A 9280-nucleotide genomic window follows, 5' to 3' on the forward strand; every position below is an offset into this window, starting at 1 on the left:
CGGGCCCGCCCGGTCCGCCCGGTCCGCCCGGTCCGCCCGGCTCGCGCACGTGTTGCCGGCCGATGACGTATTCCTGTCCGCCGGCCACCACGAGCCGGGGCGCGGGGATCACGTACCCCATGTCCTGAAGCCGCCAGTCCGTGTACGGGGGTTCCGAGGAAGCCAGGGTGAACCGGTTATCATCGCCGCCGCGGATGGCGATTCGCATGGTACCGGCGTCGGTGATGCGGAAGGTGGCTTCGCTCCCGTTCCGCGTGACCACGGACACCCGTTCCCAGTCCAGTCCGTCCGCAGACTGCAACAGGTGAAGCTCGGTCGGTTTCCGCTCCCATACCGCCGGTTCGTTGCCATAGGCGAGCCCGTAGAACCGGTCGTTCCCTCGCCCGATGCCCCAGAGCCAGTACCCGTCCCGGTACACCTGCCGGGGTTCCGTCCACGTCGCGCCGTCCTCGCTGAATGAACAGACGGACCGTATGAGGCGCGGCCCCTCGCCGCCGTGCTGCACCGGGTCGGGCCGGGTGACGTTTCCGGCATAGACGAACAACCGGTCTTCGGTCGCGACCATATGGGGGTCCCGGTCGTCGCCCGTGGTGTTGACCGGCACGCCAGTGCGTTGCCAGTCAACCAGGTCATCGCTGGCGATGATCACCGCCTTCCCTTCGGGACTCACGTGGGAAAGGCCGTTGCGGAAGCAGATGTAGTACCGGCCCTTGAAGTACTGGAAATCCGTAAAGGCGTTGTGCCAGCCGTCTTCGTAGATGCGCCGGACCCATTCGGTTTTCGCCATGGTTCCCGTGCCTTGATTCTAGTTTTGTCTTGTCGGATCGAAGGTGCGTTCGATGGCTATTATACTGCGGTGATTCGGGGGGTGCAAGAAGGATTGCCAGACCTGGCGGCGCCTTTGTCGCGGAACGGGCGTACCGCGTGAAAGCACGCAAGGCGATGACCGGGAAACGAGGTGTTTCCGGGAAGCCTGGCCACGATCGATTGCAGATTGGATTGGGGAGTTGGAAGTCGCAAGGCGGCAGCCGGATTCGAACCGGCGATCGAGGATTTGCAGTCCCGTGCCTTAGCCACTTGGCTATGCCGCCACGTCCGAAGGCGGGAGACGGGGCTTGAACCCGCGACCCTCACCTTGGCAAGGTGATGCTCTACCGCTGAGCTACTCCCGCTGATAACACGCAAACCTTCGAAGACTGTGTTGCAAACTTCCCCGAAAATATCATTATCGAACCGCCCGGTGTCAAGTGTTTTGTTCCCCCATGGCGGGACATCGAGACTTGACCCATGACGGCGACCGATATATGTTACAACTCATTAAAGCGTCCTGTAACAGCGACGTGCGAGTCGGAGTCCGATCCGCGGCTTCCGGGAGATTTCAGGACCGGCGGGCTAGAACGGATCGTCTTGCCTTCGTGTGCGCCATGGACAGTACGACTCTTTTGCAGGAATTCGAAGACCTGGCGGAGCGGATGTCGATCCAGGTCCGCTACGGGAAGCTGGACGGCGACGGCGGGCTGTGCCGGTACCGCGGCAGGTACCATATCGTCATCAACAAGCGGCTCGACACCGACGGCCGGATCAACCTCCTCGGCCGCGCCTTCTCCGAGTTTCCCCTGGAAAACGTCTTCCTGATTCCCGCGGTCCGGGAAGCGATAGACCGGAACCGGTCCGGGCCTGAGCACCCGCGCGGGAACTGATCCTCCGCAAAGTCCCACGACCATTCAACGTCAGCCCTACTGATCAACCGGACCGCCTGGACCGCCTGGACCGCCTGGTCCAACTGATCCGTCATGTCCGGAACGAGTATCCCGGATGGTCTGGTCGGTCTGGTCGGCCTGGCCAGGGGGCTCCTCCGTTGCCGGCGGACCCAGCAATCCGGTCTCTTCGGATGCGGCCCCGCCCGGCGGGGTCGTCTCCGTCCTTACCCTGGGATTCGTGCCCCGGACGGTCACGACCAGGGAGCGCTCCAGGTCCTGGGACAGCCGGCCCGTGCGGAAGTCGACGCGGATCTTCTCGATGCCCAGCGGCATGGGGAAAGCCGGTGGTGGTTTCGCTTCCTCGTCCACGGATGTTTCGACCCCGGCTTCCGTTCCGCCATCCTCGCTGCCGACGGCTTCCGCCGGAAGAACGGCCAGCCGTCCGCCCGCGGAATCGGCTGCCGCCATCGTCGCCAGGACTTCACGCTGTTCCTGCAGCGCCGTGGCCTGTTTCATGTAGGGCGCCCAGACGGGTATGGCGCCCGAAGCGCCGGTAATCTCCTCGTCTTCCACGATGGACAGGAGGGGCCGGGCATCGTCGTATCCCACCCAGACGGATGTCGCGAGGTCCTTCGTAAAACCATTGAACCAGACGTCCCTGGATTCGCTTGAAGTCCCCGTTTTACCGCCGCTCGGGGCCGTGAAACCATACCTGTAGCGTGCGCCGACCCCCGTGCCGCCGCTCATGACGCCACGCAGGAGGTCGAGCATCAGGTACGCGGACTGCTCGCTGATCACGCGACGCGATTCCGGTTCGGTTTCCTCGATCACCCTGCCCTCGGAATCTTCCACGCGGGTTATGACGTAAGGCCTGTGATAGATCCCGCCGGTGGCGAACACGGAGTAGGCGGAAGCCATCTCCAGGGGCGAAACGCCGTTGGTGCCCAACGCCAGGGAGAGAATGGGCTCCAGCGGGCTGGATATGCCCAGCCGGCGTGCGTACTCGATGACCGTCGAGGGACCGACTTCGCTGACCAGCTTCGCGGATACCACATTGATCGACCGCATGAAGGCGCGCTTGAGGATGACGGGCCCCTCGTACTCCCGGGTGAAGTTCTGCGGTTCCCAGAGATCTCCCAGTTCGGTGGTATAGGCCACGGGCTCGTCCACCACGACTGTTTTGGCGGAATAACCCAGGTGGTCCAGCGCCGCAAGGTAGACGACCGGCTTGAAACCGGACCCCGGTTGCCGGTTGCGCTCGACGGCCCGGTTGAATTCGCTCGCCGTGTAGTCGCGGCCCCCGGCCAGGGCCCGTACCGCCCCGGTGCGCGTGTCGACGGCGACCAGCGCTGCCTCGAGCGCCCGCTTACGCTCTTCCGCCGTGGCCGTATCGTAGGCCGGGTCGCCGACCAGGGAATCCACGTAAGTCATCCGGGTGCTGATGGTCTCTTCGGCGAGTTCCTGCAAGTCCAGGTCCATGGCGATGTGCACGGTGAGCCCGCCGTTGAAGACCAGGTTGCTGCCGAAGCGCCGGATCAGCAGGTCTTCGACGTAATCGAGGTAGTACGGCCCCCTGGCCGGACCGATGCTCGTTCCCTTGAGCGTGATCTCTTCCTCCCGGGCCAGCGCGGCGTCTTCCTCCGTGATGTACCCGTTGTCCATCATGCGGCGGAACACGGTCTCTCTGCGGCTGAGCGCACGGTCCATGCGGTAGTAGGGGTTGTAGTCGCTCGGCCGCTGGACCAGCCCGGCGAGCAGCGCGGATTCGCCCAGCGTGAGCTCGCTCGCGCGCTTGCTGAAGAACCGTTGCGCGGCCTCTTCCACGCCGTAGGCGTCGGCGCCGAAATACATATTGTTGCAGTACGCGGACAGGATCTCGTCTTTGGTGAACCTCGCCTCGATCTGCATGGAGGCCATGGCTTCACGGATCTTTCGGATCCATACCTTCTCGCGGGTGAAGAAGAGGTGGCGCGCCAGCTGCTGGGTGATCGTGCTCGCGCCCTGACCCAGGATCTGGCCCTCGCGGAGATTGGTCACGAAGGCCCGGACGATGCCGGGCTTGTCCACGCCCCGGTGATGGTAGAAATCGGCGTCTTCGGTGGCGATGATCGCGTCCCGGAACACCGGCGCGATCTCTTCCAGCGCGACCCGGCGATGGCCGCCCAGGGTATGCACCAGGCGGGGATTGCCCTCCTGGTCTTCGGCGTAGATCCGGGTCATCTGTCCGAAGATGTCGTTCAGGTCGTCCGGAAGGCGGGGAATGGACGGCACGGTGAGGTAGAACATCACGACGGCCACGAGCGCACCGAACAGCAACACGGCCGATCCTGCGTATACCATGCGCCTGATATACCTGAATGACCGCGCGATGGGGGTTTCCCGGACTTTTACCGCTGAGGCGTGGGCACCCTCCGCTCCCGGGCCGCGATGGCCGGCGTTGCCTGGTGCCGCGAAGCCGTGGTCTCCCGCACTGTGCCGTCCGCCGTCTCCCGCGCCGCGGGCGCGCATCCGCGGGAAACTTCTCAGGATGTACTGCAGGATGCGCTGCAGGATGTTTCCCAGGAATCTCCCGAGGCGATTCATCCAGTCATTGCCCGGGAGTCTTTCCCGGAGGTCTCGCAAGAAATCCATCGTCTTTCCCGGTCCGTCCGCAGTGGACGGATCAAAGCGCTCCGAGCGCCACGTACAGTTCCACGAACAGGTCCGCGGACACCGGAATGGTGACCACGGCGATCTGGCCGTCGACCAGCTGTTCGATCTGGATGATCCGCTGGTCCTCCGATACGCCTACCCGCTGCGCGGTCTCTTCCAGGTCCCTGAACCTCATCGGATCGATGATTTCGTCCCGCATTTCCATGTCCAGGCTTCGCAGCGTGTCGAAGAACACACCGGCCTCGTACACGTGCTCCATGTCTTCGTGCATCCGTCCTTCGGACGCCGATGCGTATGCGTCGATGAGATCGAATTGCCCGGCCGATATGGGCATGCGGTGCAGGATGTAGTTGTCGTCGTCCACCATGTAGGCCTCGCCCCGGCGTATCCACCCCGGGCGGATGACGACCGTGCGCGTCCAGTCTGCAAGGGAATCGGGTTCGAAGGTCGACGGTGGCACGGAAAATGAATCCGGTCCCGTGGCAACGGGCGCGTCGGCGGGTGTGTCGGCCGGCTCATCTGGCCCCGCGGCAACGGGCGTGACCACCGGCTCATACGGCTTGAAGCCGGCCCGGTCCGCGGTGCGCGCCCCTGGAGGGTAGGCGGCGCCGGTCAACCATTCGGGCATGGCCAGGAACCGGCCCCGGGTCATGATCAGCTTGTGCCCGCGTTCCAGCCGGACGACGTCGGACGGGGGGCCGAACCCGACGTCCGGCCGGCCGGAATCCGCTTCCTCGTCCAGCGCGACCATGCTGCGCTGCTCGATCAGTTCGTTCGCCTTCTCCAGCGCCTGGTTGGTCCGGCTCTCCTGGTCGACGAACCGCTCCAGCCGGTCGCGGGAATCGTTACGGGCGTCCATGTACGCGCCGGCGGACCGTTCGATGACATGCCAGCGCAATTCGACAAGGCCCACGGCAACCAGCGCGATGGCCAGCAACGCGATGAGCACTGCGTGGATCACGTTCTTCATGACCTTACAACATAGCCAACAAGCCCTCCCAAGTCAAAGAAAAAGGCGGTGCGCCGGCCCCCGGGAGAAGCCAAAAAAGGGTTGACAGGACGGGCCTCGCGGGATAGAATCCGTCGACTGTCGGAAGGGAAATCCACGCCACGGATCCTCCCCTCGAATCCATCCCTTTTCGGACGCCCGGGAGCACATGGACTACACCGCTGCCACGACCATCGGTGCGCTGCGCGGCATGGGATATCCGCAACGGACCGTCAAGGACGAGATGCGGGACAACCTGATGGTCAAGCTTGCCCGCGGCGAGCAAGTCTTTCCCGGCATCGTCGGATACGACAAGACCGTCATCCCAGAACTGGTCAACGCGATCCTGTCCCGGCACGACTTCATTCTCCTCGGGCTGCGGGGACAGGCGAAGACCCGCATCCTGAGAGCCCTGGTCACACTGCTCGACGAATACCTGCCCGTGATCGCGGGCTGCGAGATCAACAGTTCGCCCTACGCGCCCGTCAGCCGGCGCGCACGGGACCTCGTGTCCGAACACGGCGACGACACCCCCATCGAATGGATCGGCCGGTCGCGGCGTTACGGCGAGAAGCTCGCTACGCCCGACGTGACCATTTCCGACCTGATCGGCGACATCGATCCCATCAAGGCGGCCTCCCAGCGGCTTCACTACGCCCACGAGGGCGTGATCCACTTCGGCATCATCCCGAGGATGAACCGGGGTGTTTTCGCCGTGAACGAACTGCCCGATCTGCAGCCCCGCATCCAGGTCGGCCTGCTGAACATCATGGAGGAGAAGGACATCCAGATCCGGGGATTCCCGGTGCGGATCCCCCTGGACGTGATGATCGTCTTCTCGGCGAACCCGGAAGACTATACCAATCGCGGCACCATCATCACCCCGCTCAAGGACCGGATCGATTCTCAGATCCTGACTCACTATCCCGTCAGCCGCGAATACGCCATGGCCATTACCGACCAGGAAGCCTGGACCGAGCGGCCCGGCGGCGTGCGGGTCGACATGCCGTCCTTCCTGCGCGAAACGGTGGAGGAGATCGCCTTCCAGGCCCGGGGCAGCGAGTTCATCGACCAGACCTCAGGCGTAAGCACGCGCATGACCATCGCCGCCATGGAAAACCTGGTCAGCCAGGTCGAGAAGCGATGCATCCTGCAGGGCAAGCGGTCCGTCGTGCCCCGCATGTGCGACCTGTCCGCCGTAATCCCGGCGATGACGGGCAAGCTGGAACTCGTGTACGAGGGCGAGCAGGAAGGCGAGGTCAAAGTAGCCGAGGCGCTGATCGGCCGGGCCGTGAAGGAAGTCTTCGGAAACTATTTCCCCGCGGCCTTCGGCGAAGATGAGGAACGCGACGCGTGCTACCAGGAAGTCCTCGCCTGGTTCGAAGAAGGACAGACGGTCGAGATTTCGGACACCATGGACGACAAATCCTATTATGGCGCGCTGAACGGTGTCGACGGGTTGCGGAAGCTGGCCGGCCGGCACGTCCGGACGGAAAACCGGGCGGAACTGTCCGTTGCCATGGAGTTCCTGCTCGAGGGCCTGCACCAGCATTCGAGGATCAGCAAGAACGTCGCCGACGGCCGGCGTTCCTACAGCGATATGATGGGCAGCCTGTTCGAAGGCTGAAGGGGATTTCCGGGCAGGTAAATCTATTGACAAATACAGGCGCGCGTTGTATTTTTTTCTGTTTGTCCGTTAGGTAGAAAGGCCTTGTGGAATCGGGTGGTCGAGCCTGGTCCGGCCTGGTCGAGTCTGGAATCGCAACGGTACAACGCAGGAGTCAGTCATTGAAAAACGTCAGGATCACGCTTCCCGACGGCGGTCAGATCGAAATGGAACTGGGATCGACGGTCATGGACGCGGTGGCGCGCATTGGTCCCGGTCTGGGCAAGGCGGCGCTCGCGGCCAAGATCGACGGCGCCCAGGTCGACCTGGACCATCGGCTGGACGGGGACGCCTCCCTCGAGGTGCTGACCTTCAGCAATCCCGAGGGCCGGGAGGTCTACTGGCACAGCACGACGCACCTGATGGCCCAGGCCACCAAGGAGCTGTTCCCCGAAGCGCAGCTGACCATCGGTCCGCCGATCGACGAGGGATTCTACTACGACTTCGACAAGCCGGAGCCATTCACGACCGATGATCTCGAGCGCATCGAGGGCCGCATGGTCGAGCTGTCCCGGGCGGACATGCCCATCCGGCGCCGCGAGCTCACCCGGGAGGATGCCCGCGCCCTTTTCACCGAGCGGGGCGAGTCCTACAAGGTCGAGATGATCGACGACCTCGAGGCGGACGAGGTGATCAGCATCTACGAGCAGGGGAATTTCATCGATCTCTGCCGGGGCCCGCACATCCCGTCGACCGGAAAGATCAAGGCCTTCAAGCTGCTCAGCGTCGCCGCCGCATACTGGCATGGGGACGAGAACAACCAGAGCCTGCAGCGGATATACGGCGTGTCCTATCCTCGCAGAAAGGACCTGGACGAGTACCTGGAACGGCGCGCGGAGGCCGAACGGCGGGACCACCGCAAGCTGGGCAGGCAACTCGGGCTGTTCATGTTCCATCCCTATGCGCCGGCGTCACCCTTCTTCTTTCCGAAAGGCGCCCGGGTTTACAACACCTTGACCGACTACGTGCGCAATCTATACAAAAAGCACGGGTACGACGAAGTCATCACCCCGCTGATCTACGAAGCCGGGTTGTGGAAGACCTCAGGCCACTACGAGCATTTCTGGGACGAGATGTTCACCATAGACGCCGACGACCGGGAATACGCGCCCAAGCCGATGAATTGTCCAAGCCACTGCCTCATGTACGCGGCGGGCCACTATTCATACCGCGATCTGCCCATCCGGTACGCCGATTTCGCCCGGCTGCACCGGCACGAGCGTTCCGGGGTGACGGCCGGCCTGATGCGGGTGCGTTCCTTTTCGCAGGACGACGCCCACATCTTCTGCCGTCCCGACCAGATCCGGGAAGAGGTCGACGACTTCATCAAGATGCTGTCGGACGCCTACACCACGCTCGGGTTCGAGGACACCGTCATCAATCTGTCCACGCGATCGGAAAAGCGCGCCGGTTCCGACGAGCTCTGGGACCAGGCGGAAGAGACCCTGGCCCGCGTGCTGGACGACCTGGGGGTCGAATACGAGGTGGCGCCCGGCGAAGCGGCCTTCTACGGACCGAAAGTGGATTTCTTCGTGAAGGACGCCCTGCAGCGCCCCTGGCAGCTGGGCACATGCCAGCTTGACTTCAACATGCCGGAGCTTTTCGACCTGGAATACATCACTGAATCCGGCAGGCCCGCCCGGCCCGTCATGATCCACCGCGCCATCCTCGGAAGCCTGGAACGGTTCCTCGGTGTGTACATCGAGCACTGCGCCGGTGCGTTCCCGACCTGGCTGGCGCCGGTCCAGGCCGTCGTGATCGGCATATCGGAACATCAGACCCATTATGTCCACGGCGTGGCGCGCAGGCTCGAAGACGCGGGGATTCGGGTCGAGATAGACGTGAGAAACCAGAAAGTCGGATACAAGATCCGCGAGGCGGAGACGAAGAAGATCCCCTTCATGGCCATTGCCGGGGCCCGCGAGATGGAGGCCGGCGACGTGTCCGTGCGCCGTCACGGCCAGGGCAACCTGGGGAATATGCCGGTGGAAGCCCTGATCGGCGCGGTGAGAGAAGAAATCGACCGGACCGTCCGGACAAGCCGGACCGTCCAGGCGGCGGAATGAATCGAAGGCACTAGGATCCGGGAGGAAAGCCATTCAAAAGAGAACCGTCAGAGTCAACGGAATGATTCGCGTGCCCCAGGTGCGGGTGATCAGCGCGGAAGGCGAGCAGGTCGGCATCATGGAGACCAGGGAGGCCATGCAGCTTGCGTCCGGCGCCGACCTCGACCTCGTGGAAGTGTCGCCCGATGCCCGCCCGCCCGTCTGCAAG

The 9280-nt window shown here is 63.7% G+C and carries 7 protein-coding genes and 2 tRNA genes; 4 read left to right on the top strand and 5 right to left on the bottom strand.

Annotation, left to right across the window (positions count from 1 at the left end; genetic code table 11):
* From F4Z81_07730 to F4Z81_07740, 3 genes are all read right to left on the bottom strand, one after another.
* On the bottom strand, positions 1-787 hold a 787-nt coding region (locus F4Z81_07730), incomplete at its 3' end, for a hypothetical protein (protein MXW04944.1).
* Positions 788-1019: 232 nt separating this feature from the next.
* A tRNA-Cys gene (locus F4Z81_07735) sits at positions 1020-1091 on the bottom strand.
* 9 nt (positions 1092-1100) lie between these two features.
* Positions 1101-1172 (bottom strand) — tRNA-Gly (locus F4Z81_07740).
* A gap of 252 nt (positions 1173-1424) precedes the next feature.
* On the opposite strand from F4Z81_07740, the gene F4Z81_07745 reads away from it, so the two are divergent.
* On the top strand, positions 1425-1700 hold the full coding sequence (locus tag F4Z81_07745) for a hypothetical protein (GenBank protein ID MXW04945.1): 276 nt from the start codon (positions 1425-1427) through the stop codon (positions 1698-1700).
* A 36-nt stretch (positions 1701-1736) separates the two neighbouring features.
* Here F4Z81_07745 and F4Z81_07750 read toward each other — a convergent pair whose 3' ends face one another.
* Entirely contained in the window at positions 1737-4331 is a 2595-nt protein-coding gene (locus F4Z81_07750; protein MXW04946.1) for a PBP1A family penicillin-binding protein, read from the bottom strand.
* 31 nt (positions 4332-4362) lie between these two features.
* Positions 4363-5322, bottom strand: a complete 960-nt coding sequence (locus F4Z81_07755) for a hypothetical protein (protein ID MXW04947.1) — start codon at positions 5320-5322, stop codon at positions 4363-4365.
* A 187-nt stretch (positions 5323-5509) separates the two neighbouring features.
* Between F4Z81_07755 and F4Z81_07760 the strand changes: the two genes are divergently transcribed.
* The 3 genes from F4Z81_07760 to F4Z81_07770 all read left to right on the top strand — a co-directional run.
* The gene (locus F4Z81_07760) at positions 5510-6967 is read left to right on the top strand and encodes a magnesium chelatase (protein MXW04948.1); all 1458 of its coding nucleotides are present in this window, start codon (positions 5510-5512) and stop codon (positions 6965-6967) included.
* Positions 6968-7173: 206 nt separating this feature from the next.
* Positions 7174-9072, top strand: a complete 1899-nt coding sequence (gene thrS, locus F4Z81_07765; protein MXW04949.1) for a threonine--tRNA ligase — start codon at positions 7174-7176, stop codon at positions 9070-9072.
* 61 nt (positions 9073-9133) lie between these two features.
* Positions 9134-9280, top strand: a 147-nt coding sequence (locus F4Z81_07770; GenBank protein MXW04950.1) for a translation initiation factor IF-3, incomplete at its 3' end; no start/stop codon positions are given.

This window comes from Gemmatimonadota bacterium (assembly GCA_009835325.1).
Taxonomy (GTDB): Bacteria; JAAXHH01; JAAXHH01; order JAAXHH01; family JAAXHH01; genus JAAXHH01.